Source organism: Streptomyces sp. NPDC025784 (assembly GCF_055558435.1).
In genome coordinates this window covers 1-24,353 of record NZ_JBVHMN010000039.1, presented here as the reverse complement: position 1 = coordinate 24,353, position 24,353 = coordinate 1, and the positions used below count along the sequence as shown (strand labels likewise).

The window sequence follows — 24,353 nt, the reverse complement described above, 5'->3', positions numbered from 1 at the left end:
TGCCGTCAAGAGGGTGTCTAAATCGGTCGTCACAACCCGATGTTGGACACCCTCCCTCCGTTCGTGAACCCCGCAATTGGAACTACTCGTCTAGTACGTCCTGCGAGGCGCCGTTCCTAGCGCATCAGCAGTCCTCGCATCCCCAGCCCGTAGTGCACGCGCAGCCGGTGCAGCTCCCACAGGCCCACCGCCGTGACTGAGAGTGGGGCGCCCAGGATGAACACGTACCGGATCACCGTCGGCACGCCCTCGTGGGCGCCGGTGAACATGTCGATCAGTGCCATCCCCCACGCCAACGCCATGATCAGCAGCGGCGGCACCGTCTCGTGGATGTCCGCGGTGCGGAACACGTGCTGGACGGCGAGTCCCACGCCCCAGACGACGAACGGCGTCACCCAGAAGAGGACGAAGAGGGTGAACGCGAGGATGAGGCCCTTCGTCACGGTGAAGTGGCCCTCCACGAGGGGTTCCTGGCCTTCGAAGAACCCTGAGAGCACGATGATCGGGAAGACGGAGGCCGCCGCCATCATGGCCACGATCGCGCCGAAGCACCGCCCCGCCCGGCGGAGCAGGTCCCGTCGCGCCGCCGGAGCGGCCAGGCCGTACAGGACGCCGACGACGACCGGGAGGATCGCCGCCAGCACGAGGGCGCTGGTCCACGACTTGTCGACCTGCTCGTCCGCCGCATCGCTGAGCTTGGGGGCGAGCTTGTAGGCGTAGGACATCCACAGGAATGCGCCCACGCCGACCAGGGTCCTGATCTTCCGCATCCGCGCCACCTCAGGATCCGAGACGATGCCCGGCCGTGACGGGGTGAAGACCCTGCGCGCGGTGTGGATGGGGCCGATCCGCCGCCGCAGCCGGGTGATCGGCCCGCCCGGGGGCGGCACCGGCGGCCCCGGGTAGGGCGGCTGGGGCTGTGGCGGCATGTAGGGCTGGGGCGGATAGGGCTGAGGTGGTTGCGGCTGGTAGGGCTGCGGCCCCTGGGGCGGCTGTCCGCCCGGGTTCCAGTTGCTCATCGTTCGTCCCCCGATATGCGAGTGTGCGCCGCGATGGGCGCGATCGCCGAGTGTATTGAGCACACAGGGTCGGCGCAGCCCTCGCCCCGGGTCGTGCACCGAACGGCCGCAATTATGCAAGCATGCTTGCTTGTTTTCTTCGGCGCTGCCATGCCCGAGGGGAGCGTGCCGTGTCCGATCCGGCGCCCGTGTTCGACGACCTGCGCGAGGAGAGCGAGGAACTCGACCGGCTGGTGGCCGAGTTGAGCGCCGAGCAGTGGGCGCTCGCCACCCCGGCGCCCGGCTGGAGCGTCGCCCACCAGATCGCGCATCTCGCCTGGACGGACCATTCGGCGCTGCTGGCCGCGACCGACACGGACGCCTTCCACGTCCTGGTGGAGAGCGCTAGTGTCGCCGGGCTCCTTCGTCGACGATGGTGCCGAGGAGGACCGCTACGCCGGGACGTACCTCGGCAAACGCGAACTACGCGCGCTGGTCGCCAACTCCCGCCTCCAGGTCTACGAAGACCCGAAGGCGTTCCTGACCTGCAACCACTGAGCGGCTGACGTTGCAGAACTGGGCCATGCGGCGTTCGACGGCTCCACCGGTTGCGGTGAGCTGTGGATTTAAGGGTTCAGGAGCAGCCTGCACGCGGGCCGAGTTCCGTGATCGCTGAGGGCCCGGCTTCCCCTGCCCGGCTAGGGTTCTCGGTCATAGCCCGGTCCCGTAACGCTCTGGCGGGGCCGGGCTACTTGCTGCGCGAGCGGAGCCCGAAAAGAGCCTGGCGCAGGCTCGGATACTGCATCGGGATGTCAGAGCGGCAGGTAGGGCAATGCCGGCCGTCTTCCGGTGGAACGAGTTCGACGTTGTAGCCGAAGCTGGTGATCGGCAGACCGCACCGCTCGCACGGCGGCACGGGTTCGGGCTCGGACTCCGGGGAGTCTTGTGCCCGGGATTCCAGCTCGGCCTCCCGCTCTCGCCGGCGCTGCTCCTGCGCCTTCTCGTACTCGAGGCGGCGTTGCTGGTCGCGGGCGTGCCAGGCGTTGTGGTCGGCGAGGGCGTCGGGGAGGGTTTGCCACTGGCCGTGTCCGCACCTCCACCACACCGCATCGCGGGGTCCGCCGACGACTTTCAGACGGTCCAGGGTGGTGAACAGGACGGGAATGGCGTCGGCGTAGTCGTAGTAGCCGTCCTCGCCTTCGGTGCCATCGACGCTGCCGGAGTGGTAGGTGCCGGACCAGACGGGCCGGGTCTGCTGCATGACGGTGTTCATGCGGTTCTTCAGGGCCTGGGGGCCGGTGCGGGTGCCGGGGTTGAAGACGACCACGACGGGCGGGTGTCCCTCCCGGCCGGTCGGCCGGTACTGGGCACGCCACGCCGGCATCTCGCCCCCGAGGGAGCTCTTGGTCTTGGACCGGAAGTAGCGCAGGTACTTCTCGAACTTCGCGGCGAGGGTGTCGGCGGACTCGGTGCAGTTGTCGACCTCCACGAACAGCACCGGCAGCCCGGCCTCCGGGGCCTGCAGGACCGCGTCCGCACGGACACCGGCACGGCTACCGCGACTGGCCGGGAGATTGAGGGGGACCTCGGTCGACCAGGAACCTATCCAGTGCGTCACACTTCGGTCAGGTGTGCTGTTCGACGTCGTCGGCGTCCGACCGGCCGGTTGGGGAGGGCTGCTGAGGGACTGTCATGGGCCCGGATTTTCGCACAATGCAAGTCTCAGAAGGGGGTCCGTCCCGCTTTTGAGTGAGAACGGGTTCTGAGAGCGAATCCGGGTTCGGCGGGGGTTTCGCGGGCGGTGATCGATCTTGCTCGCGCAAAGGACCGTTTATGAGAAACGCCGTCCGAGACGGTCATCATGCACAGCGAAGGCGGAAGTCCCCGATCGCGCGGATCGGGGACTTCGCCAAGGGCCGCCGGAGGGATCCTGTTGCGGCCCCGGGGTGCCGGTGCCAGTTACGCGGCGGATATGAGTTCGGCGCGGCCGAACAACAGCGCGTGGCCGGTGGGGAGCTGGTGGAGGATGCGGGTGATGAGGTCAGGGCCGGCGTGGGCGGCGACGGCCGCGAAGACGGAGCCGGTGTCCCAGCGGGTGGTGGCCAGGGAGGCGCCGGAGCGGGCGGCGAGGTCCTTGACGAAGGCCCAGCCGGTCAGCGGCTGGGTGTCGGGGATCTGTGCGGTCAGGACACGTGCGGCTTCCAGGGGCAGGCAGACGGCAAGGTCGACGCGTTCGTCGCCGGTCAGCTGGCGTCCCAGCCCCGCGAGAACCAGGCGGACGGCTTCCTCGGCTCTCTCGCGGGTGGGGTAGGCGCCTTCGTAGCGGACCTTCTCCAGCATCTGCTCATACGCCGTCGAGTACGGCTGCTGGTGCTCAGCCGGTACGCGCACGTCGGTGATCACTGCAGTGCATGCCTTTCGTAGAGCGGTGCGGGTGTGTGGCACCGAGGTAGGGGTCAGGTGGGCTGGGGGCGGCCGAAGAGGAGGTCGTAGCCGGCGGGGAGCTGGAGCAGGATCTGCCCCAGCAGGTCCTCGCCGGCCGTGTCGGCGACCGTGGAGAGCACGGCGCTGACGTCCCAGGTCGCGGTCTGCTCGGTGGCGCCCTCGATCCAGGCCGCGGTCGCCCGCACGAACCGCTGCGGGGGCAGCGGTTCGGCGCTCTGCAGCGGGTTGAGGAGGATCAGGGCGAATTCCTCCGGGAGACGTGCCGCGAGCTGGGCGCGAACCTCGCCGACCAGATGCGCGCCGAGCAGGGCGAGCACCACACGGGCCGCGCGCTCGGATTCCTCCACAGTGCCGTACTCGCCGCGCTCCTTCACGTGGTCGAGGAACGCTTCGCGTCGCAGGGTCATCTCGCCGCCACCCCTTCTGGTTCTTCGGCCTGCCCACGGGGTGCGGAGGACGGGGTGAGGGGGGAGATCAGGTGCCCGTCCTCCGCACCTGTCCGGCCGGTGTCAGCCGGAGATCTCCTTGTGGCCGGTCCCGACGCCGATGGAGATCTTGCGGGGCTTGGCACGCTCGGCGATCGGGATGCGCAGGGTCAGCACGCCCGCGTCGTAGTCGGCCTTGATGTGCTCGGTGTCGAGGGTGTCGGCGAGCACGATCTGGCGGGAGAAGACGCCCAGCGGCCGCTCGGACAGCTCCATCTGCACGTCGTCGGTCTTCGCCACCGGCCGGCGCTCCGCCTTGACGGTGAGCATGTTCCGCTCGACGTCGATGTCGATCGCGTCCGCGCTGACGCCGGGAAGGTCGAAGGCCACCACGTACTCGTCACCCTCGCGGTAGGCGTCCATCGGCATCGCCGACGGCTTCGACCAGGTGCCCGGGCCCATCAGCTGCTGCGCCAGCCGGTCCAGCTCACGGAAGGGGTCAGTGCGCATCAACATCGTGAATACACCTCCAGCAGGTTCAGGCAGTTGCTGCCAATGCGCCTCACTGACACCGTTGTAACATGTCATCCAATGGATGACAAACATGGTGTCGTCTACATGATGACAGCTCGAGGGAGGTGCCCGTGACCGCACCCGACCAGCCGGTCTCCACCGACGTCGACGCCCACAGCCCGGCGTCGTTCCTCGCCGCCGCGGCGGCCCTGAAAGCCATAGACGGCGCCTTGCGCGACGCCCAGCACGAGACCCCCGACACCCTCGGCGTCGGGCCGGCCCCGGAGCAGGCCCTCGCCTCGCTGATGCTGCTGCGGCAGGTACGTGAGCGGCTCGCCGGATGGGAGACCGGCCTGATCGAAACGGCCCGGGACGCAGGCGCCAGCTGGGCCGACCTCGCCTCTCCCCTGGGTGTCGCCAGCCGTCAGGCCGCCGAGCGCCGCTACCTGCGCGGCCGCCCCGGCCCGGCCGGGACCACCGGCGAACAGCGCGTGACGGCCACCCGTCAGGCCCGGGCCGCCGACCGCAACACCGCCACCTGGGCCCGCGACCACGCGGCCGACCTGCGCCGCCTCGCCGGCCAGATCACCTCCCTCACCGACCTTCCCCCCGCCGCCCGCCGCCCGCTCAATGAGCTCCACGCGGCCCTCGCCCACAACGACCCCGCCGACCTCCTCGTCCCCCTGACCGCCACCCGCCCCCACCTGGCCGCCGCCCACCCCGACCTCGCCGCCCGGCTCGACACCCTCACTCCCCCCTGACCCCGCCCGGTGCCCCGCACCAGCCCAGTCAGCCTCCGCCCCCGGGCGAACCCCTGCTCCGCCTCGCCGGTGCCCGCGTCTTCCTCTTCGTCGTCGTCGGGCGTGCGAGGCGTCGGTGGGCGGGAACGTGGTGTCTGGCGTGCGGGGAACAGCATTCGCCGTCGGCCGCGGACGTGGTGATGCCGCGTTCCAGGGCGCGGCTCTTCAATTCCCAGCGCATCACAACCTCTCCCCCACGCCCACACCGAGGCGGTCGGCAACCCGGGTGTTCGCCCGCACCCATGCCCGCTCGATGTGTTCCTTACGTACGTGTAATGGTGGAGTCGGGTATTGGAACTGCCTGAATGCCTCTGGAACGAGAGGTTCTCCGAGAGCGATCTGATCGCGCTGAAGTGAGCGGTCGACAACGCCGAAGTGCCAGGTCACATGGTGTGCTGGGGTTGGCGAGTGGTCTGTACTTCGCACTCTGCGGCGTGATCGAATGGGGGATGACATCGTTCTGGACTGGCAATCGGATACGCCTGCGCGGTATCGAGCCTGACGACTGGACCGCGTTCATGCGGTTCGCCGTGGACGAAGAGCAGATGGGCGACCTGCTGAACCCGCCTCGTTCCGCCGAAGGATTTCGTGCCTGGGCGAAGGAACAGGCCGCTGCCAAGACCGATGGCGACTGCTTTCAGTTGGCGATCGAGGACGTCGACGCAGGGGAAATGGTCGGTGCTGTCGGCTCGCACCAGGCTGATCCGCGTGCGGGCTGGTTCGAGTACGGCGTCACGATCGGCGCTGATCACCGGCGCAAGGGCTATGCGGCGGAAGCCGTGGTGATGCTGCTGCGTTTCATGTTCGCCGAGCGGCGCTATCACAAGTGCGAAGCACGGATCTTCGCTCACAACGAGGCATCGCTCGCACTCCATCATCGGCTCGGTTTCGTCGAGGAGGGGCGCCTCCGCGATCGCGTGTTCCTTGCCGGCCGACACCGTGATCTCGTCGTGATGGGCATGCTCGCTGACGAGTTCGCTCAACGGCATTCAATCAGTGAGTAATGGAAGTTGACCGAGATACGGCGGTCCCGCCTGGGAGATGCGACGGTGATCGGCGCTCCCCCACACGCGCGGTGTTCTTCGTGTGGGCGCTGAGAGCGACCACAGCGCCGACCCGTGTCCGAACCGGCTCTGAAGGTCTCGACGACAGGGGGCTTCTCCGAGGACGGGCTGACCAACCTGCCGCGTCTGGCGGGTGGACGAAGTGAGCCACGGATCGAGCACGGGGCAGCGTCGGCCATTACGGCGGCCCTGGGCGATATGCGCGCCGGTCGAGCCATGCGAGAGAGCTGCACTGCACCTGGTCAGCACTCACGGATCGGCCATGCCGGCCTACCGACACGAGAAAGTGTCGAGAGGCAAGCGAAGTCGGCAAAGCCGAGATCTGGCCTGCTTCTTGAGACCACTCTGTAGAGGTGATCGAGACGAATCGCCGTGAGCACTCCTCCGCCATCAGCCTGTCCAAGGTGCTGGAACGGGCCCCGGACCTGGTCAGCCTCTACAAGGCAGCAGGCACCAGCGTCCGCAATCACGGACTGGAAGGAGTACGGGCGGCCGTGTACCTCGTGCTGGACCGCTCACGCTCCATGCGGCCCTACTATGCGGACGGCACCATGCAACACCTCGCGGAGCAGGTCCTGACGTTGTCCGCGCACCTGGACGACGACGGGACCGTCCCGGTGGTCTTCTTCTCCACCGACGTCGACGGATCCACCGACCTCCATCTCGGCGGGCACCGCGGCCGCATCGACAAACTGCACCAAAACCTCGGACACATGGGACGCACCAACTATCACTGGGCGATGGACGAGGTCATCGATCACTACCTCGACTCCGACAGCGACGAGCCCGCCCTGGTGATCTTCCAGACGGACGGAGGCCCGACCAGCAGGCCCGCGGCCGAGCGCTACCTGTGCAAAGCCGCCCGCCTGCCGTTGTTCTGGCAGTTCATCGGCTTCGGCGACCCGGCCGACAACGAGTTCGCGTTCCTGCGCAAGCTCGACACCCTCGCCGTCCCCGACCGCCGCGTCGTCGACAACGCCGGCTTCTTCCACGCCGGACGCACCCCGCAGACCGTCAGCGACGACCTCCTCTACGACCGACTGCTGCAGGAATTCCCCGCCTGGCTCACCGCCGCCCGCAACGCAGGCATCATCTAGCAACACCCCCGGCCGGGCCGGCAGGCCGCCGCGTGGGAGGCCGAGCGGATCTGGCCCGAGGGGTCTGCACCACCTCACCCGCGGCGCGGCGGCCTGCGGCCCTGGAGCCGCATGGTCCGCGTCCCCGCGTGACGCGGCCGTTCTGCCCGAAGTCATCACCCTGGCCGCGGCGTTGACCGATCCCACCTGCATCCAGATGGCGCAGGCCGACCGTGTCAGGGGGCACGGCCGGGCGGGACGCAGGAGGCGCTTCGTCCACCACCTCGGCCACCGCCTGAACCGGCCCTGGCTCGGCCCGCTCATCGGCGTCGCCTATGCCAGCCCCCTTGCAGACCTGGATCGACGCCGCCGTTCTCCCCCACCCCGTCCGTGGCAAGTCGTGAGGAGGCGAAGGAGGCGCGGCGTGCGGGAAGCCCCATCAGCTCCACCTCACTCGGCCGTCAGGATCACGTCGATGGGTGGCCTGCTGCGCCGCTGCGGGGTCGGAATTCGGTCAAAGCTTCGCTTACCCAATACCGTTGAGCGTATTGTCGCGTTTGCGCTCTGGTGCTTTGCCTCCTTGGCCGTGAGGATGCCCGCCTGATCGGTGCACCGGGGGGCGGTATGGGGCTGGGGCGGGGGCTGCGTGTTCGGGAACGTGATGCGGAGGGGATGGCCCAGTGGCCGGCAGTGCCGGTCCAGGCCGAGGCCACAGGTCTCACCAGCAACTCCTCCGGTGAGGTGGATCCGACGTCGTCGGAGGTGACCCGGCTGCTGTGCCAGTCCGTCTACTCACGCCCTGACCAGGTGAAAGCCGTCACAACGTGGTGGCGCAAGATCCGCGGTAAGACGAACAAGGCGAGCAAGCCCCGACGCAGTGTCCGCAGGCGGATCTATCTGGAGGGCAGCGACGACTGCCCGCCCCTGGGTGAGCCCATGGCGGGGTGGGTGGTGGATCATGTCCTGCACGGGCCGCCGTTGCCCGTGCCGTCGTACGGCTTCGATCTCGCGCCTGTGGTCGCGCACAGTCTGCGCAGCAGACGACGGCAGTGGCTGCGGCGGGTGCTGGTAGTGCTCTGGGCCGCTGCTGTGGCGTACGCGATTCCGCGTGCTGCCGTCGTGTGGGGCGTGATTGTCCTGCTGGCGCTGGTGATGCGGTGGGCGGCGCTGCGGGCGGTCCGCAGAGGCAAGAAGTCGCGGCTGGCGCCGTCGCCTCGTGCCGCGTATGTCGTGCTGTGTGTGCCGCTGCTTCTCGCGGTGGTGCCGTATGAGCCCATCCGCAGCGAAGTGGTCCCCTTGCGGCTGGGCTTGCTGCTGCTTCCGCTCGTGCTGTTGGCCGGAGCGGGACTTGTCTGCATGGGCGACCGGCTGGCCGCGCGGGCGGCACTGGCGGAGATCGCCGGGGAGGGTGTCGCGGCCGGCCGTCTGCCGTGGGTGGCGGCGAAGGCCGGGCGTCGGATGGCTCAGATCGGCGCGGAGCAGAAGCGGCAGGAGCTGCCCTACAACAATCCGGAGCGATTCGTCGGGGCCGGGCGTGAGGTGTGGGGTGTCGCGGACATCGGTATTCCGCTCAAGCCCAGGGATCCGCAGGAGTCGGTCAGATCCTTCGGTGAAGACGAGCTCCTGCGGCGGATGGGAACTGCTCTCAACGGCCTGGGGCGCGGCGCACGGGAGATCACCGATCCGCTGCCCGGCTTCTCGGTCACGCAGGTGAAGGGGCTGCCGTCCGCGCTGTGGCTGCGGAACACCCGTGCCGCGAAGCTGGAGTTGCCCGACCTGCGAGGCCGAGGGCGCCGATCGCCGTCCAGCGTCCCGGACCGGCTGTACCTGCGCGCCCAGTGCGTCAGCTGGGACGGCCAGGTCGTGGTGAGCGTGTTCGTGCACGCCGCACTGGAGGCCGGCGAGCTGCGCCTGACCCTGCGCCCGCACGTGATGACGCCCCTGTACAACGAGTTGAGAGTGACCGACGCGCCGCTCGCCAAGCGCGGGCTCCGGCTCCTCGGCTGGACGGCGATACAGGCGATACTGGACGCAGCCAAAGGCCCGCTCTCCTTGTGGCAGTTCGTGACCCGCCTCGGGCAGGGCCGGCAAAAAGAAGACGACTCCACGGAGGAGAAGGATCCGCTCAGCCTGCGGGACCGGTACTCCATCGAGGAAGTCACCGACATGCACCAGAGCGACGACGCCAAACGGCACGTGGTGCTGATGCAGACATGCATCTTCCGGGCCGTCGCCGACTACCTCGTCGAACTCGGTGTCGACACCGCACAGTTCGATGAGCAGGTAGCCATGGTCATCACCAACATCCAGGTCTACGGCGACAATAACGCGCCCATCCAGAACGTCGCCGGCAGCGGTATCAGCAACATCGGCCAGAACAACAGCGCCCAGGGAGGAGCAAAATGATGGTCGGGGGACGACGCCGCCACGAGGACGAACACGGACATGGCTCGGGCATCAGCATCGGAGGCAACAACACCGCCCCGCTGCAGAACGTGGTAGGACACAACATCTCACACGTTCACCAGTCCGCTACCGCCGCAACCACCCCCGTAGACCTCGACACCGTGCGCGATCTCCTCGCCACCTTCCGCATCGAGGTGGACCGCAGCGCGGGAGACCTGCGCAACGCGCAGGTACTGCATGCCATGGCGGACTCCATCGACACCTCGCTCACCACGCCGGACGCACAAGCACAAGGCACCCTGCGCGGAGCCGTGCAAGCACTGCCGGCTCTCGTGGCCGGCACCGTCGTGCAGCAAGGTGGCGAAGCGCTCGCCCACGCCCTCGCAGGATGGCTTGGATGAGGAGAAGCCCAGGTCGGTCAGATCTGGGCGGGGCACGATCGAGGCTTCCGGCCCGGCCTGGTGTCCCCATCACACGCGCCGGCGTCGGCGAAGTCGCCGACAGCCCGGACATTATCGCGCCGTATCCTGCGACTCAGCGTTAGAGCGAGAGGGAGCTCTTCGTCGTGCCAGGGTCAGTGCAGGGCGTCGATGGCCTTCACGATCAGGGCGCGGGCGTTGGCGCCGTGTACGGCCATGCCGTGGAGTCGTTCGAACGCGTCGGCGTAGAGGGCGATCTCGCTGGGCTGGGTGACGGTCACGCGCGCTGCGAGGAGCTCTACCGATACGAGGCTGTCGTCGTACATGTGGAACGTCTCCACGGGCCACATGGGCCGCGCCTGGGCCGACATGGGGATCACGCCGAGGGACACGGCGGGCAGCGCGCCGGCGGTGAGCAGGTAGCCGAGTTGGGCGGCCATCGCTTCGGCGTCGGCGACCTGGTGGTGCAGTGCGGCCTCCTCCACCACGAGGAGGAAGCGGCGTCCTGGTTCGTGGAGGATCCGGGAACGGTCCAGGCGCGCGGCAACGGCCTCTGCGACGTCGTTGGGAATGTCACGGAACTCGGTGATGCGGGTCAGCAGTCCCCTCGCGTATCCCTCGGTCTGCAGCAGGCCCGGCACAAGGGTGGGTGAGTAGACGCGGAAGAGGCGGGTTGACGTGAACAGGGGCACGTAGCTTTTCTGCAGCTGCTTGAGTCCGGTGCGCAGTCTGCGGCGCCATTCCACGTACATGGACTCGGCGTTGCGGGAGGCGGCGATGATGTCCGGTGCCTGGTCGGCTGCTCCGCAGGCCTTGCACCAGCGGCGGATGTCGTCGGCTGACGGGGGCGTGCGTGCGCCTTCGATGCGGTAGGTCTTGGGGTGGCTCCAGCCGCAGCGTGTGGCCAGCTCAGGCCCCGTGATCCCGGCATGGGCACGGAGTTCTCGCAGGCGGCCGGCGACTGCTTCGCGGGCAGCCTGGGCCGAGGAGGACGGAGACAGGGGCATGAGCTGGTCTGGTCGCCTTCGCGCTAGCTGATCGTGTAGTTCTCGTGGGGGATCGCGCGCGCCCACACCGTTTCAAAGGCGTCGGCACACAGTTTCATCGCGGCCGGATCGTCGCTCATCTCTCCGCCTGCCGAGGCTCCGTCGCCGGTGAAGTGGTTCCAGCGGATGAGGCGGTCATCGATCAGCCAGAAGTCGTTGCCGGGCAGTGCGATGTCGGATGCCTGGCGGCGTGGCAGCCACCGTACTTGCTCGCCTGCGGCGATGTTGGTGAAGGTGCCTGAGTGCTCGTAGCGGATGTATTCGCTGACCGGTTCGGAGACGATGCGGGCGCGGCGCACCACGACGTGGCGGTCCACCGTCTGAGCGATGAGATCGAGCCAGGGACGCCACCAGGAAGCGCGGTCGGCCACGTCGTGGCGGAAGCCGGCCCGCCACTGGGCGAACGGGCCCTTCTCGTAGTCGACGGCGTAGGAGTCGCGCATCTCCAGGTGGACGGCCGAGTGCGTTGCCGACCCGAGAAGCTCAGCGAACGTCGGGACGCTCGAGGGCATCGCAGGTCTCCCTGATCACGGTCGCCATCCGGGCCGGAATCCGGATCACTGCCTCGTGCTCCGGGATCCCCTTGGCGTGGCCGGGGATCTCGAACTCCGCACACGCCGCCTCGAGTTGCAGGCTCGGCTTCCATCCTTGGAGCACGAGCTCTTCCTTCTCCTGGTCAATCCACACGGTGGGGCTTTCACCGTCTCCGGTGTCGGGGTCGATCCCGATGAACTGTAGGTCCACGGCCGCCTCCGGCGTTCGTCGTGTTCAGGGATGTACATCCTGTGCCAGAGATGGCAGTTCAAGGGCGTAAACCAGTCGCGTGTACATCGGTGCACATTGCTGGAAGTGCCGCACACCGCGCTCGTAGCGTCGTGCCCAGCGGCAGCCCACTCCTCTACCCGTGCACGCCGCGCACCGTCCGGGCAGGCCCACGCCGGCGAAGGAAACGCGAATGAAGACGACCATGAGCCCACCCGTCACGCTCGCCATGCCCCTCGACGAGCCCCCGCCGGCACCGGGCTGCGGCGTCTGCAGGGCACCGGCCCGACAGCGGGCCGCCGCCACCGCGGCCGGGGACCCATCACGTGCGACGGACTGCAACGTCGAAATCCGCAACCACCCCCACCCCACGCACAGTGGCGGCAGGTCATGACCGGCACCCGGTGGGAATGGCAGGACACCGGCAGTTCGTCCGGCCGCATGCAGCGGGTCGCCGACAGCGGCACCTACCACCGCGTCCAGACCGCCTATCGCGCCTACATCAACCACGCCACCACATGCGACGACTGCGGGCACGGGCAGCGGCGGTGCGCGCAGGCGGACCGGCTCTGGAGGGCGTACCGCACCGCACGCACCTAGAAATTGGTGCACCAAAACGCAGCCACAAGGAGCACGCGGCCTTCCAGCGGAAGGCTCCAGGGCCGTCCTCGCTGTGCACCTTGGGCGCCACCTCTGCCCAGTGCGGCAGCGAGCTTGTTGAAGCTTCGCGGGGTCAGCCCCGTGAACCCGTGGGCCGCCTCCTTGCTGAGCTGTCTCCGCAAGCGGGTCACCGCTAGCGGCACTCGTGGGGCAATCTGAATTGTGAACAAGAACCGGAGCCCGTCCAGCCAGCGGCGCCTCAGGCGGTGGCTGGGGGCGCCGCGTTGTGTGGCCGGCTCTCGTTGTGCTCTACGCCTTGGGAAGCTGTGTCACATCCTCTTTGCGCTGGGGGCTCGCGAAGAGCCGAGTCCTTCGGCGCTCAGACGCTCCGGTCGCACAGGGTTGCGCGCCGCAGAGCGGACCGAGACCAGGCCAGCCCCGGCGCAGGCGCCCACCGGCCGCGGTGCGCCCGGTTGGGCGGCGGACCGTACGGCGACTGCCAGGCCGGCCGCTCGGTTCGCCCCGAGCCGCCCACATCGCGGCGCCGTACAACCGGGCCCTGGAACAGGCCGGCTGCCAGGACGGCGTCGTTGTCGCGCACCAGGTTCAGGAGCTCGGGTCGTCCAGAACGCACGTTCATCCGCTCCAGGACAGCGAGCTTGGTGGTGTCCCCGCACCCGGTGCACAGCGCGAGGAGCCAGGCCCCGAGGAGCTTGTGGTCCGCGTTGACGCGGAATGTGCCGTGCGCCCGGAAGCGCCCGGGGACGCACCCGTGGCAACGACGGAGAACTGTCGGCAGGCAGGTGGGCACGACCGCCCAGTTTTTGGACACAGAAATACACCGGTTCCAGTGAGAAGACCGCAGCGAAAAAGAGCGCGGCGCACAGGTGCGACGCACGACGGATCAGCGCTCGGGGGATCTCACTGGGTGTACAACGGCACGTCCTTGACAAGACGACTGCGGGCGCGAGAACGGTAACGGCACACGAGGGTGCGGGTCCACGGATTTTCCGGCGGCCGGCGCGCGGAAAGCGAGCGCCCGACGCCTGATCAGGCGGAGGTGAAAGCCTCCTCGGGGACATCGTCGAGGACGAATCCGTTGTCGAGCCGGACGCGGACCGTGAGACGGAGCATCCGTCGCTGGTAGGCGACCCACTGCTCTTCCAAGGCCCCCACCTGCTCCTCCAGTTGCGTCCTGCTCGCCGGCGGCATCTGGTGGCCGAAGTCGCCCAGGAGCGACTTGAGGCGCAGGTACTCACGGACCTCGTGGCTCTGCTGCCGGTGATGCTCGTCCGCACGCTCGACCGTGCCCTCGATGCCTGCTGCCAGGGCCACAGAGGCGGCGAAGGCACCCGTCTCCAGCGGGGGCTCACCGGCTGGGGTCACCGACCCGGCCAACCGGAGATCCGCCGCCAGCCGCACCCGTTGGCCCACGTTCAGCGTCATCGATCCATCGTCTTCCTCATCGGCCACCGGCGACCCCGGTACACGTGGCCTCGCCAGGCGTACCGGACAGGACAGGATCATCCCACCCTCACCTCCGGCCACGACACGATCAAAACCCTCGCCCACCCTCACCTGGGCACCAGCCGCACGACGGGCGAACAGGATCCCGACGACGATCTGTTGGACGGTGGCGGGAACGGCTTGGAGAACGTCGACGGTGAAGTGGAGCGGGTGTCGGCGCGGGCCGCCGCGGCCGTGGCTCCGAAGCCGGGCCGGGAATGCGTATGTGCCAGGGCGGATCAGCACCCGGGCCGGGCTCGTGGCCGCCATGGAGAAGATCCGGGCGGCGGCCGGCAATCCGAGCCTGCGCGCGCCGGCCACCGCACCCCGGACCGAGGGCAGACTCTCGCGCAGGGCGATGCGTGCTCAGACCCGAGTACGAGCGCGCATGCGGATGCTGGCCTCCAGGGATTGACCGGCACCAGATTCTCGCTCCTGACCATGAATCACCCTCCGTCTTCGTACAGTTGACTTGCCGTCACTGACACAGGGGGATTCGTGAGTTCAGCTGCCGATGCGTCCGAAGTAACGGCCTTGCCCTTCTGGGTTTCGTACGACGATCAAGGCGATCAAGACGGTCATCTCGACGACGGTGGCGACTCCATGGGCCTGTTCGGCGGTGGGGACGGTGAGGTGCGGCTGAGGAGCGTACCTCTGGGGCCCTTGCGCAAGAACCTCGCCGAGGCCGTGGACGCGTTGCAGCAGGTGTTCACCGAGGCCGCCGCCCGAGGCGGACCGCTGCCGTTGCGGGAGGCACACCTGACCTTCCAGGTGACGGCGAGCGGCGGTGTGCAGTTCGTCGGTTCTGCGCAGCTGCAGCGCAGCCACGGCATCACACTGGTCTTCAAGCACTGACCGGCGTGTGATGGCACGTCACAGAGCCCTCCTCATCGGGGCCAGCGACTACGAGATGCGCGGTGTCCCGCCCCTCCCCTTCATCCCGGCCGACCTCGCTCGGCTCGGATCGGCGCTCGAAGACCGTGGTTTCGACGACGTGCAGGTCCTGGCCGGGCGCGAAGGGGGCAAGCAGGTTTCGGCGAACTACGTGAACGCCCGGGTGGCCGGCTTCCTCAGGCGCGCCCGCCCGGGCGACACCTTGCTCATCCTGCTGAGCGGGCACGGCGTGCATGCCAAGGGTCGCGACTACCTCGTACCTGAGGACATCGACGAGGACACGCATCCCTTCGAGTCGGGGTGTGTGGCGATCGACTGGCGTGAACACCTCGACGAGACGCTTGCTGAGCACGTCGTCTTCCTGATCGACGCCTGCCGGGAGGGCATCGAGCAGGACTCGATGGGCGTCGCGAGTGTCAAGCAGTGGAGCCGTCAGAAGATCAGCGCCGCGCTGCGCCGCAAGGTGGCGTACGTGTACGCCTGCTCGCCGGGACAGTACGCGCTGTTCGTGCGCCCGCACGACTCGCCCATCAACCCGGTCACCGGGGTCCGGCTCGGCGATTCGTTCAGCATCTTCTCCCGGTCGGTGTCCGACGTCATCGCCGCGCATCCCGGTACCGCCGCACTCCCCCTCGGTCGGTTTCAGGACGCCGTCCAGGAACGGATGACGGAGTTGCACCGCGGGTACCGCAAGAGCGGGCAGCCGCAGTCCTTGCGGGTGGTGACCGACATCCCGTCCGACGGTTTTCTCTTCCTGCCGTCGCCGAGCGGGCGGTCGGGGGGTGTCCGTGAACCCTCCGCCGTGATCCGTGAGCCCTCCACAGTGGGAAGGGACGCCGGTACGACGGCGTATGAGAGCGCCGGAATGGGTGTCGAGGCCGGCACTCCCCGACGGGCGTATCCGCAGCACGGTGCTCGGCTGGGCCGACGGGTGTTCTCCGCGCTGACCCTGCTCGGCCTGCTCGGCGTCGCGGCCTGGGCCGCTGTCACCTACAACGGCGATGGCGAGGGCGGCGACGCGAAGTCGAAGGAGCCCGGATCAAAGACCTCGCTCAGGCCCAGTTCCTCCGGGGCGCGGCCTTCCGGCACGAACAGTAAGAAGGACAAGGACAGTTCAGGACCAGAGGAGTCCAGCGCGTCCAGCATCTTGCCCGCCTGCACTCCGAGCGCTGCGGAGTTGACTGTGCGTAGCCTCCACAACGCCTACGGATCCGATGACATCCCCACCCTGCTGCTGACCATGAAGAACATCACCGGCAGCGACTGCAAGGCCGATTTCGGGTCTACGAAAACGGTACTGACCCTCACGACGGTCGCCAGCGACGACATCTTTTGGTCCTCTGCAGACTGCCCCAAAGACTCTGGCAGTCTGCTCTTGCTGGCTCCCGCCCACAGCGACGTTACCTACACCGTGAAGTGGGACCGCAAACCAAGTGCTCCGCAGTGTGGAACGCCTCCGGAAGAGTACGCAGGTTTCGGCACCTTTCTAGCGGAGGTGACAGCACCGGGCTTTGGCAAGGCGCAGACATCATTTGTGCTGTCGAAGAACTGAACACGCCCCCGTGGAGAGGCGTTGTAGATGGCGTCCCTTCTGCAGGGAGTTTTGAAGCGCGCGGTTGCTGACCCGGGGGTCGGTGGCTCGATCGTTGTGTTGTCGGGGGCCTGGTTTCGCCGGTGGCGGCGATGGTGTCGTGGCTGGAGGAGATCGAGCGGCGGGCGGCTGGCGCGCGGGAGGAGATCCGTAAACTGCACGCCTGGATCGAGGAGTTGGCCCAACTCCTTGCTGAGCAGGAGTCGGTGCCGTGCCGGTTGGAGATCACCTGGGAAAGGATGACAGTGATCCTGTCTGGTGACGGGGCTCACGGAACCCGCCGCCGGGGCGGCTTCGGCGGCCGGTAAATCGGATCACCTGCAGCCGATGGACCCTGTCCGGCGCCCCGAAGCCGTCTGTTTGCACCCTGGGAACGCTTCGTGCCCGACGGCACTACCGAAACATGACGCGACAGCGCTCCTGTCCCAGCGACCTGTCCGATGCTCGCTGGGAGTTGATCGGCCCCACGCTCACCGGCTGGCGAGCCGCGGACCGCGGGCTCTCCGACTTGCACCGTTGGACATAGATTGCCTTGCTACATCTCAAATATCCCCCTCCCCGGGTCCTGAAGCTGCAGGAACATGCTGTCGTTTCGGACTGCCGTGCTGCAGCTGCCTACTGCTGAAATAGCAGAAGCCCGCCTCCCCAAGTCGGCCTGGACAGCGTGATGTTGGGGTGACGGGCTTCCGATAACACCCCTCGCAGTTGAGGTGATGTCCTGTGCCTAAAGACCGTATCGCCCGTGCCCTCGGATCCAAAGAGGAGAAGCCCCGCTGGGCCGTGGCACTTGCTGCTGTGTCGGCCGTGGCGAATGTCGTGCGGTTGATCCGCGAGCTCGTCCAGCACTAGGCAGTTTCGCCTGGATCATCCGATCGTTGGTCCGGGTGTGTCGTTGGCTGACGCGCAGTGGGCGCGGATCGAGCCCTCCTCCCCCGCCGGACACCGAAGCGGGGTGGCCGGTGACGGGATCACCATAGGGTGATCGACACGATCGCCTTCAAGTTCCAGACCGGCTCGCAGTGGGTCCATCTGCCAGAGAGGTACGGCAACTGGCGAGGGGTCTACAACCGGCTACGGATGTGGGGCGTCGACGGCACCTGGGCGTGGGTCTTCACCGCGCTGGTGGCTGAGGCCGACGCCGTCGAGAACCTCAACTGGGCGGCCACGGTGGACTCCACGATCGTGCGCGCTCACCAGCACGCGGCCGGGGCCCGCAGAAGGGGGCCCGGTCGGCGGGCTGGCCGACCATGCCGTCGGCCGGTCCCGCGGCGGGTGACCACGAAGATCCACCTCGCCGTCATCGGTGGCTGCCGTCCGCTGGTATTCCGCCGGGCAGGCTAGGGATGTACCTGCTTCACAGACGTCATGGCCCGTCTGCGCGTTCCCCGCCGCCGCGGACGGCGCCGCACCAGGGCGGGTCTGGTCCTGGCCGACAAGGCGTATTCACAGTGAGGTGACGCAGAACCCGGGTCCGATGGGCCGAAGTTCCTGTGGGTCGAGCATGTGGCTGTCGCTGAGCGGCAGGACGGTGAGGGGGCGCTCGGCGAGCCAGGTGTCGAATTCGCTCCACAGCGCCCAGTCGCGGGCGTAGCCAGTGGTGGTCTTGCGCGCCTGGTGCTTCTTGATCTGCTCGCGGGCGCCGTCCGCGTCTGCCGTACGGTGCGGGGCTGGCAGAGGTTCTGCCGGCCCGCTTCGCGACCCTCGCCAACCTGCGACTGCAGCTTTACGATGCGCTCGTGGACGGGGCCACCCTCTTGAACGTGCTGGCCATAGCGATCTCCGTTTCCGCGGTGCTCGCCTCGATGTGGTTCGGAGCGCGGCAGGTGCAGATCGCCCGGCAGGCGAACTACATACCTGCTCTGATGGACCTGCTCGCCGAGTTCCGCTCCGCCGAGCTGCACGAGCAGTACGCCTACGTCTGTGGCGATCTCAACCGTGAGCATGCGCCGGACGGCGGGCTGCGGGGCCTGCCGCCTGACGCGAAAGCGGCCGTGTACAACGTCGCCTACTTCTTCCAGACACTCGCCGGCCTGTACGCGCCGGGTGTCATCGACGAAACCGCCGCCATCGTCATGGCGCGGGGCCGGATCGCGAAGGTATGGGAAGCCATCGAACCGTTCGTGGAACAAGAACGGCGCTTCCCCGACGTCGACAAGCACCTCCTCGCCCTCCTGCAGGCCTACGCAGCCGTCTCCCCGCAGTTCACCGGACCCTCCAGCGCAGAACTCATCCAGGCACGCTGGCACAGCAGACACCCCACGTTCTGGCAGCACCTGTCCGGGCGTCACGGCCGCTGACCCATCCGCAGCGACGGCCAGCCCCTCCCGTTCGCCAACACCGGATCGTGAGCATCCCCTGCCTGACCATCACGTGGGCCAGCGCATGAATGCCCTGGCGGCTGGCATGGACTGGTGAAGCGTATTGAGGGGCGCGGCGAGGCGTTCGAGCCATCTGCAGGTCTCCGAGGGCCGGTGGCCGCCGAGGTCTGTCGCCGCCCGGGTCTTGCGGCAGTGTCATCGAGATCGCCTCTGCGGGGCCCGGCGTCCATCAGGTGACGCTGCGGACCGCGGACGGCGCCGAGGCGAGTGCCGACGGGGTGCGTCTGCCGGTGGGCGCGGAGGAACTGCGCATCCTCTGTGCCCGTATCCACGATGCGATTCTCGCCTCCTCGGCCGTGGTGCGCCGCAGCGCACCTCCCGAGGAGCGGCCGGTACAGGAGCTGGGCCGGATCCTGTTCGACACGCTGTTCGCCGGCGAGGGGCGTGCGCTGTTCGCCGCGGCGCGCCAGCGCGCCGCCGAGCGGGACCGGTCCTTACGCCTGGTGCTGCGGGTGCGTGCGCCGGAACTCGCGCGGCTGCCCTGGGAGTTCCTCTTCGACAGCGCTGAGAGCAGTTATGTCTGTACGACGATGCCGCTGGTGCGCCGGCCCGAAGTTGCCACGCCCCAGCGCCCGTTGGCGGTCGCTGCGCCGCTGCGCATCCTGTGCATGGCCGCCCGACCGGACGATCTCGAACCCCTCGCGGTCCGGGCCGAGCGCGAACGGCTCGGTGGTGCGCTGGCGGGTCTGCAGGAGGCCGGGCTCATCGAGCTGGGCTGGGTCGAGGGCGAGACCTGGCGCTCCCTGCGGACCACGCTCACCCGGCGGGGCCCCTGGCACATCCTGCATTTCATCGGTCACGGCGGCTTCGATCCGGTGGCCCAGGAGGGCACGCTGGCCCTGGCGGGAGAGGAGGGTGGGACGTACCAACTGGGCGCCGAGAACCTCGCGATGATGCTGCACGACCACCGTTCGCTGCGCTTGGTGGTCCTCAACGCCTGCGAGACGGGCCGCTCGGCGGCGGCCGACCCGTTCTCCAGCATGGGCGGCGCACTGCTGCGGGCCGGCGTGCCGGCCGCACTCGCCATGCAGTACGCGATCTCTGATCGGGCGGCTGTCGAATTCAGCCGCACCTTCTACGAGGGCCTCGCCCACCGCCTCGCCGTCGACACGGCGGTGACGGAGGCCCGGCAGGCGATTCGGCTGGCGTTGCCGGGGACGTTGGAGTGGGGCACGCCGGTCCTCTACATGCGGGCGGCGGAGGGGGTGCTGTTCGATGTGGACCCGCAGCCGGCCAAGAAATCCGTGACCGCCGGGCAGCCGTCCTTTGAGGCGGGCGAACCTGCGGACAGGGCGGTTGCCGTCGCGGCCCCCTCGACCTCGTACATGCCCTTTGAGGGCGCCCGTTCGGCGCAGGCGGCAAGCCGGCACGTCGCCCGGGTCCATGTGCCCAAGAGGGCCTGGTCGCTGGCTTTCAGCCCGGATTCCAGCCGCCTTGTGATCGGGTGCGAGAAGTGGCTCGCAGTGGTGGTCAATCTGCGGGGGCGGCAGCTGTGCGAGGCGAAGGTCGGCGGCTATGTCGCCTCCGCTGCCGGCGCCGTCCAGTCGTTCTTCCTCTACCAGGACCGGGTCGTGTCCGTGTGCTTCGACCGGACGGGGGACACCTTCGCCACGGTCGTGGGGACAACCATCCGCAGGTGGAGCAGTGCCACGGGCAAACGGGTGCCGAAAAGTCTGCTCGGCCGGGTGTCGTACACGGACACAGCCGCCCTCGCCGACGGCGGGCAGATCTACGCGGCCGTGTACCGCGACGTGCACACCACATTGGTGCTGACCGGACCCGCGGGCCGACGGCTCCCCCTGCCCCATACGGGAGACGTGCTGGCGCTGGCGTTCTCCGGCGACGCCACCCGGATCGCGGCAGGCATGCGCGGCCCGCTCCCGCAGGACACGGACAGATCGCATTCCCGGCAGACACCGGGTGATGCCCGGGTCTGGAACGTGGCGTCGGGCACCGAGCTCTGCCGGCTGCCCCACGAAAAAAACGTGTCGGCGGTGACACTCAGCCCGGACGGCACCCGCATCGCCACCGCGAGTGGCAGCCTGGCGCAGGTCTGGGAGGTCCCGACCGGACGTCCGCTTCTGCGACTGCCGCACCACGGCGATGTGATCAGCCTCGCATTCGGGCCCGACGCGACAAGGCTCGCCACCGTCGACGGATCCCTCGCCACCGTATGGGATCTGCGTGCGGGACGAGCCGTGTGGGAGCACCACGCCCTGCGCGCCAGACCAACCGCCGCGCCGGTCGGCATACACCGCCTCGGCTCCGTCGCCTACAGCCCGGACGGCACGCACATCGCCGTGCTGCAGGGCTCCGAGGTCCACGTCATCGACCTCGAAGCGATCGGACCCTGAAGAACGCTCTCCACCGGAAGGCAGCCCCGCCCGTGACCGCCCAACCCCCGCCCCAGGCCGACGTACTCGTCCCCGAACAGGACGCCCCCGGCACCGAGACCGCGCTCGTCCAGACGCTGACCGCGCTCGGCCTCACCGTCCGAGTCAAAGCCGTCCCCGTACGCCGGAGCCTGGAGCTTGTCATCCTCGTGACGCTGCCGCTGCACGCCTTCCTGGGCGGGCTCGGCAGCAGACTCGCCGACGACGTCTACCGCACACTGCGCGAGGCAGTCCGGCGCACCCCCGCCCCGCGCCCCGTCGCCCTCCAGGACACCGACACCGGCGTCCGCGTCCTGCTCACTCGTGACCTCGACGCGCAGGCATACCGCCAACTCCAGTCGCTGGACCTCACCTTGGTGCGCGGCACCCTGCGCTACGACACGGCCGAGCATTCCTGGCGCCTGGCCGAGGACGCAGAAGGAGCAGGCTGAGGCGAGCGTACGCTCAGGACGGAGTACACCGCGCCGCCCACGAGGCCGGACAGGACGACGCTGCAGCCGAGTCAGTGAGCAGGACCCCTTCGTCCCGGGAAGTGGAGACGGCCGCGAGACCGACCGCCGCAGCCTCGGAGCAGCAACGATGCCTGACGACGTGCATCCCGCTGTGCTCACCGTGATCTCCGCGGGCTGAGGCGACTGGACGCGGCTCCTCGCGTCCGACGACTGGTGGGTCCTGGCGGGTGTGGTCGACTACCTGACAGAACTTCTCCACAGCTCCGGAGCCGACCAGGCGCGTCTGGCCCCTCGCCTGGCTGCAATCGTTCAGGCCCGGGACGCCGTGCAAGCACAGTTCGTCGAGTAGTCGAACGTCCTGCGCCTGTTCCGGCTTGCGCGCCGATCCTGTCGGCGCTTGAGCACGGAGGCGCCGCCGACGCGCAACGGGAGAAGCCGGTGCACGATTCCCCTCAGCGCACCCTCGCCGCCCCGCCCACCCTGCCCCTGTTCTTTCCTCTCTTCCTGCGGCGGGGTGCGGGGGTGTGCTGAGGGGGATGTCGACCTGGGCGAGCAGCCGGACCAGGCGTGGTGAGCTGCGGACATGCCACCGGATGCCTGATGAGCGCAAACCGTTGCGGGTGGGGATGTGGGGGGAGTTTTCGGTCGGGGTGCGGGCGTGGTCCGGGGCAGGGTTATCGGTTTGTGATGCTGGTCGGGCCTTGGTGGTCGGCATTTCGGTTCGGGGTCTCTGGTGCTCTGGCTGTACGTGCGGTGCCGGGCAAGGCCGGTGCCGCCATGTGCGGGAGGGCCGACATGGTGATGGCGGATGCGGGTGGTGGAGACCGGCTGGCGCTGGCGGTGCTGGCGCAGTACCGGATGGCGACGACGGAGCAGATGCATACGTTGATCGCGCCCAGCGTGCGGATCGAGCAGACACGGCGCAGGCTGGCCAAGCTGCGCGAGGAAGGGCTGGTGGAGCGGATCACGCTGCCGCAGGCCGGGCGGACGCGGGTGTGGTTCGTGTCCCGGTACGGGGCGCAGATCGCCTCCGAGTGGCCGGAGTTGCGGGGCTGGCAGCCGTCGAGGACGGTGTCCGACCCGACGGCCGCACGGCTGAAGGTGGGGCACTCGCTTGTGGTGACGCAGACCGGGCTCGCGTTCGTGCAGGACGCGCGGCGCCGCGGGGATGTGTGCCGGCCGCTGGACTGGATCCCCGAGGTCCACCACTCCCTCGGAAGCGGCGGGGCCGTGATCCCCGACGCGTTGCTGTACTACCAGGGCGGCAGCCGCAACAGCGGGCGCGGTTCGATGCTGCGGGCCTTCATCGAGGTCGACCGGGCCACCATGGGCCCCGAACGTCTGAGTGCGAAGATCGGCGCGTATGAACGGCTGTACCGCTACGCGCCGGTCCCGTTCGGCCGGTCCCGGCGGGGCCTGAGCGAGGATCCGGCGCGGGAGAACTGGCGGGATCGCTACCCGCTCTTCCCGCGGCTGCTGTTCGTCCTGGACGGCACCGGACCTGCCGGGCTCGACAACCGCATCCGCGCCTTACACGCCGCCCACGGGGAACTGACACAGGCCGGCTTCATACGGGACGTCACCATTCTGGCCGTCTCGCTGACCGACCTGCTGGAGCACGGACCGTCCGCGCCCGTGTGGCGGCCCGTGCAGGACCCCGGCCAGCGCGTCAGCTGGATGGACTCCTACCGCCCTCCGGCAGCCCCCGCACGGCCGGCCCACCACACCCAAACGCCCACGGCACCGGCCGTTGTCAGAGGCTGGGGAACACACCCCGGCGCGTGAACCCCGACCACCACAGGTCACAGCAGTGCACGCACCTCACCCCCAGCTCCGCAGCACCCACGGCCCCACCCCACCCCCTCCCCTCCATGGAGGGGAGGGGGTGGGCCCTGGTCGACCGACGGCTGGGCCACCTCGACAATTCGGGCCTGCCTGATGGAGGCAGTCGCACCTTGCGCGCGTGGCCTTCAGCAGCCGGAATCCACATGCTTCACCGGCGCATGATGATGCAGCGGATGCCTCCCGGCTCCAGGTCGTACCAACCGCCCTGCTCGTAAAGGCCGGTGACCACGGCGAGGTCCTCGGCCGTCACAGCAATGCCGCGGCGGTCGGCCGGCAGACGCTGCGCCAACGGTGTCGTGACCACCCAGGCCCCTCCCGGCGCCAGCAAGCGGTGCACCCGTCGGGCAACCGCGGCCTTGTCCCTCATGAACGCCAGGACCAGACGCATCGTGATCAAGTCGAAGGACCCGGACGCAAGGGTGCCCTGGACGGCCTCGTCGTCCTCGAAGTCCACCCAGCGGGCCGTAAGGCCAGGTTCGAGGCCGCTGTAGCGATCCCGGACCGCAGCTACGGAGGACTGCGCCCAGTCCACAGCCACCGTCCGGTACCCCAGGCCCGCCAGAGCGGCCGCGTAACCGCCCAGACCACACCCCACGTCCAACGCACGCTGTCCAGACACGGGGCGGACGTGCCCGGCCAGAAGACTCAGAAGCCGTGTCTCAACCGATCACGGAACGTGCAAGTCGAACAGGTTTCTCGCCGGGGTGATCTTCTGGCGGTCGACGCATGAAGACAGGGCC

The 24,353-nt window shown here is 68.7% G+C and carries 24 protein-coding genes and 4 pseudogenes; 16 read left to right on the top strand and 12 right to left on the bottom strand.

Annotated elements, in window-relative coordinates:
* Positions 1-116: 116 nt before the first annotated feature.
* Complete coding sequence (locus ACZ4IF_RS44360; protein WP_467574918.1) at positions 117-1,019, bottom strand: hypothetical protein; 903 nt, start codon at positions 1,017-1,019, stop codon at positions 117-119.
* Between the two features lie 170 nt (positions 1,020-1,189).
* On the opposite strand from ACZ4IF_RS44360, the pseudogene ACZ4IF_RS44355 reads away from it, so the two are divergent.
* A pseudogene (locus ACZ4IF_RS44355) lies at positions 1,190-1,445 on the top strand (maleylpyruvate isomerase N-terminal domain-containing protein); the annotation flags it as partial.
* Between the two features lie 301 nt (positions 1,446-1,746).
* On the opposite strand, the gene ACZ4IF_RS44350 reads toward ACZ4IF_RS44355, so the two are convergent.
* The 4 genes from ACZ4IF_RS44350 to ACZ4IF_RS44335 form a co-directional block, all read right to left on the bottom strand.
* A complete protein-coding gene (locus tag ACZ4IF_RS44350) occupies positions 1,747-2,616 on the bottom strand; it encodes a replication-relaxation family protein (protein WP_467574915.1) in 870 nt (289 codons plus the stop codon).
* 341 nt (positions 2,617-2,957) lie between these two features.
* Positions 2,958-3,401 carry a DUF2267 domain-containing protein gene (locus tag ACZ4IF_RS44345; protein WP_467574913.1) on the bottom strand — a complete coding sequence of 148 codons (444 nt, stop codon included), beginning with the start codon at positions 3,399-3,401 and terminating at the stop codon, positions 2,958-2,960.
* A gap of 53 nt (positions 3,402-3,454) precedes the next feature.
* On the bottom strand, positions 3,455-3,850 hold the full coding sequence (locus ACZ4IF_RS44340) for a DUF2267 domain-containing protein (RefSeq protein ID WP_467574910.1): 396 nt from the start codon (positions 3,848-3,850) through the stop codon (positions 3,455-3,457).
* 102 nt (positions 3,851-3,952) lie between these two features.
* Positions 3,953-4,384 carry an Hsp20/alpha crystallin family protein gene (locus ACZ4IF_RS44335; RefSeq protein WP_467574907.1) on the bottom strand — a complete coding sequence of 144 codons (432 nt, stop codon included), beginning with the start codon at positions 4,382-4,384 and terminating at the stop codon, positions 3,953-3,955.
* 128 nt (positions 4,385-4,512) lie between these two features.
* On the opposite strand from ACZ4IF_RS44335, the gene ACZ4IF_RS44330 reads away from it, so the two are divergent.
* From ACZ4IF_RS44330 to ACZ4IF_RS44310, 5 genes are all read left to right on the top strand, one after another.
* A complete protein-coding gene (locus ACZ4IF_RS44330) occupies positions 4,513-5,142 on the top strand; it encodes a type III effector protein (protein WP_467574905.1) in 630 nt (209 codons plus the stop codon).
* A gap of 488 nt (positions 5,143-5,630) precedes the next feature.
* A complete protein-coding gene (locus ACZ4IF_RS44325; protein ID WP_467574924.1) occupies positions 5,631-6,185 on the top strand; it encodes a GNAT family N-acetyltransferase in 555 nt (184 codons plus the stop codon).
* 413 nt (positions 6,186-6,598) lie between these two features.
* Complete coding sequence (locus ACZ4IF_RS44320) at positions 6,599-7,342, top strand: vWA domain-containing protein (RefSeq protein ID WP_467574902.1); 744 nt, start codon at positions 6,599-6,601, stop codon at positions 7,340-7,342.
* A 651-nt stretch (positions 7,343-7,993) separates the two neighbouring features.
* On the top strand, positions 7,994-9,727 hold the full coding sequence (locus ACZ4IF_RS44315; protein ID WP_467574900.1) for a hypothetical protein: 1,734 nt from the start codon (positions 7,994-7,996) through the stop codon (positions 9,725-9,727).
* On the top strand, positions 9,724-10,128 hold the full coding sequence (locus ACZ4IF_RS44310; RefSeq protein WP_467574898.1) for a hypothetical protein: 405 nt from the start codon (positions 9,724-9,726) through the stop codon (positions 10,126-10,128). The genes ACZ4IF_RS44315 and ACZ4IF_RS44310 overlap by 4 nt, the downstream gene beginning before the upstream one ends.
* 173 nt (positions 10,129-10,301) lie before the next feature.
* Here ACZ4IF_RS44310 and ACZ4IF_RS44305 read toward each other — a convergent pair whose 3' ends face one another.
* The 3 genes from ACZ4IF_RS44305 to ACZ4IF_RS44295 are packed head-to-tail and all read right to left on the bottom strand — an operon-like array spanning position 10,302 to position 11,936.
* Positions 10,302-11,153: a helix-turn-helix domain-containing protein gene (locus ACZ4IF_RS44305; RefSeq protein ID WP_467574896.1), complete on the bottom strand. Its 852-nt coding sequence runs from the start codon at positions 11,151-11,153 to the stop codon at positions 10,302-10,304.
* Positions 11,154-11,176: 23 nt separating this feature from the next.
* On the bottom strand, positions 11,177-11,704 hold the full coding sequence (locus ACZ4IF_RS44300; protein ID WP_467574893.1) for a DUF6879 family protein: 528 nt from the start codon (positions 11,702-11,704) through the stop codon (positions 11,177-11,179).
* Entirely contained in the window at positions 11,676-11,936 is a 261-nt protein-coding gene (locus ACZ4IF_RS44295; RefSeq protein ID WP_467574890.1) for a hypothetical protein, read from the bottom strand. Before ACZ4IF_RS44295 ends, ACZ4IF_RS44300 begins: the two co-directional genes overlap by 29 nt.
* A 408-nt stretch (positions 11,937-12,344) precedes the next feature.
* On the opposite strand from ACZ4IF_RS44295, the gene ACZ4IF_RS44290 reads away from it, so the two are divergent.
* A complete protein-coding gene (locus ACZ4IF_RS44290; RefSeq protein WP_467574887.1) occupies positions 12,345-12,554 on the top strand; it encodes a hypothetical protein in 210 nt (69 codons plus the stop codon).
* A gap of 2 nt (positions 12,555-12,556) precedes the next feature.
* On the opposite strand, the pseudogene ACZ4IF_RS44285 reads toward ACZ4IF_RS44290, so the two are convergent.
* The 3 genes and pseudogenes from ACZ4IF_RS44285 to ACZ4IF_RS44275 all read right to left on the bottom strand — a co-directional run.
* A pseudogene (locus tag ACZ4IF_RS44285) lies at positions 12,557-12,745 on the bottom strand (hypothetical protein); the annotation flags it as partial.
* Positions 12,746-13,089: 344 nt separating this feature from the next.
* Positions 13,090-13,386: pseudogene (locus ACZ4IF_RS44280) on the bottom strand (DUF1062 domain-containing protein); the annotation flags it as partial.
* A gap of 218 nt (positions 13,387-13,604) precedes the next feature.
* Complete coding sequence (locus ACZ4IF_RS44275) at positions 13,605-14,000, bottom strand: hypothetical protein (RefSeq protein WP_467574884.1); 396 nt, start codon at positions 13,998-14,000, stop codon at positions 13,605-13,607.
* Between the two features lie 594 nt (positions 14,001-14,594).
* On the opposite strand from ACZ4IF_RS44275, the gene ACZ4IF_RS44270 reads away from it, so the two are divergent.
* The 9 genes and pseudogenes from ACZ4IF_RS44270 to ACZ4IF_RS44230 all read left to right on the top strand — a co-directional run bounded on the left by ACZ4IF_RS44270 (position 14,595) and on the right by ACZ4IF_RS44230 (position 23,553).
* A complete protein-coding gene (locus ACZ4IF_RS44270) occupies positions 14,595-14,915 on the top strand; it encodes a Pepco domain-containing protein (protein ID WP_359500276.1) in 321 nt (106 codons plus the stop codon).
* 10 nt (positions 14,916-14,925) lie between these two features.
* The gene (locus ACZ4IF_RS44265) at positions 14,926-16,506 is read left to right on the top strand and encodes a caspase family protein (protein ID WP_467574921.1); all 1,581 of its coding nucleotides are present in this window, start codon (positions 14,926-14,928) and stop codon (positions 16,504-16,506) included.
* A gap of 122 nt (positions 16,507-16,628) precedes the next feature.
* Positions 16,629-16,853, top strand: coding sequence for a hypothetical protein (locus tag ACZ4IF_RS44260; RefSeq protein WP_467574880.1), 225 nt, complete (start codon positions 16,629-16,631; stop codon positions 16,851-16,853).
* Between the two features lie 95 nt (positions 16,854-16,948).
* Positions 16,949-17,044: pseudogene (locus tag ACZ4IF_RS44255) on the top strand (IS5 family transposase); the annotation flags it as partial.
* 479 nt (positions 17,045-17,523) lie between these two features.
* Positions 17,524-17,886, top strand: coding sequence for a transposase (locus ACZ4IF_RS44250; RefSeq protein WP_467574877.1), 363 nt, complete (start codon positions 17,524-17,526; stop codon positions 17,884-17,886).
* Between the two features lie 395 nt (positions 17,887-18,281).
* A complete protein-coding gene (locus ACZ4IF_RS44245; protein WP_467574874.1) occupies positions 18,282-18,842 on the top strand; it encodes a DUF4760 domain-containing protein in 561 nt (186 codons plus the stop codon).
* 254 nt (positions 18,843-19,096) lie between these two features.
* Complete coding sequence (locus tag ACZ4IF_RS44240; RefSeq protein WP_467574871.1) at positions 19,097-21,277, top strand: CHAT domain-containing WD40 repeat protein; 2,181 nt, start codon at positions 19,097-19,099, stop codon at positions 21,275-21,277.
* Positions 21,278-21,309: 32 nt separating this feature from the next.
* Entirely contained in the window at positions 21,310-21,747 is a 438-nt protein-coding gene (locus ACZ4IF_RS44235; RefSeq protein ID WP_467574868.1) for a hypothetical protein, read from the top strand.
* Positions 21,748-22,563: 816 nt separating this feature from the next.
* Positions 22,564-23,553 carry a replication-relaxation family protein gene (locus ACZ4IF_RS44230; RefSeq protein WP_467574866.1) on the top strand — a complete coding sequence of 330 codons (990 nt, stop codon included), beginning with the start codon at positions 22,564-22,566 and terminating at the stop codon, positions 23,551-23,553.
* Between the two features lie 208 nt (positions 23,554-23,761).
* On the opposite strand, the gene ACZ4IF_RS44225 is transcribed toward ACZ4IF_RS44230, so the two are convergent.
* Positions 23,762-24,232: a class I SAM-dependent methyltransferase gene (locus ACZ4IF_RS44225; RefSeq protein ID WP_467574864.1), complete on the bottom strand. Its 471-nt coding sequence runs from the start codon at positions 24,230-24,232 to the stop codon at positions 23,762-23,764.
* Positions 24,233-24,353 lie beyond the last annotated feature (121 nt).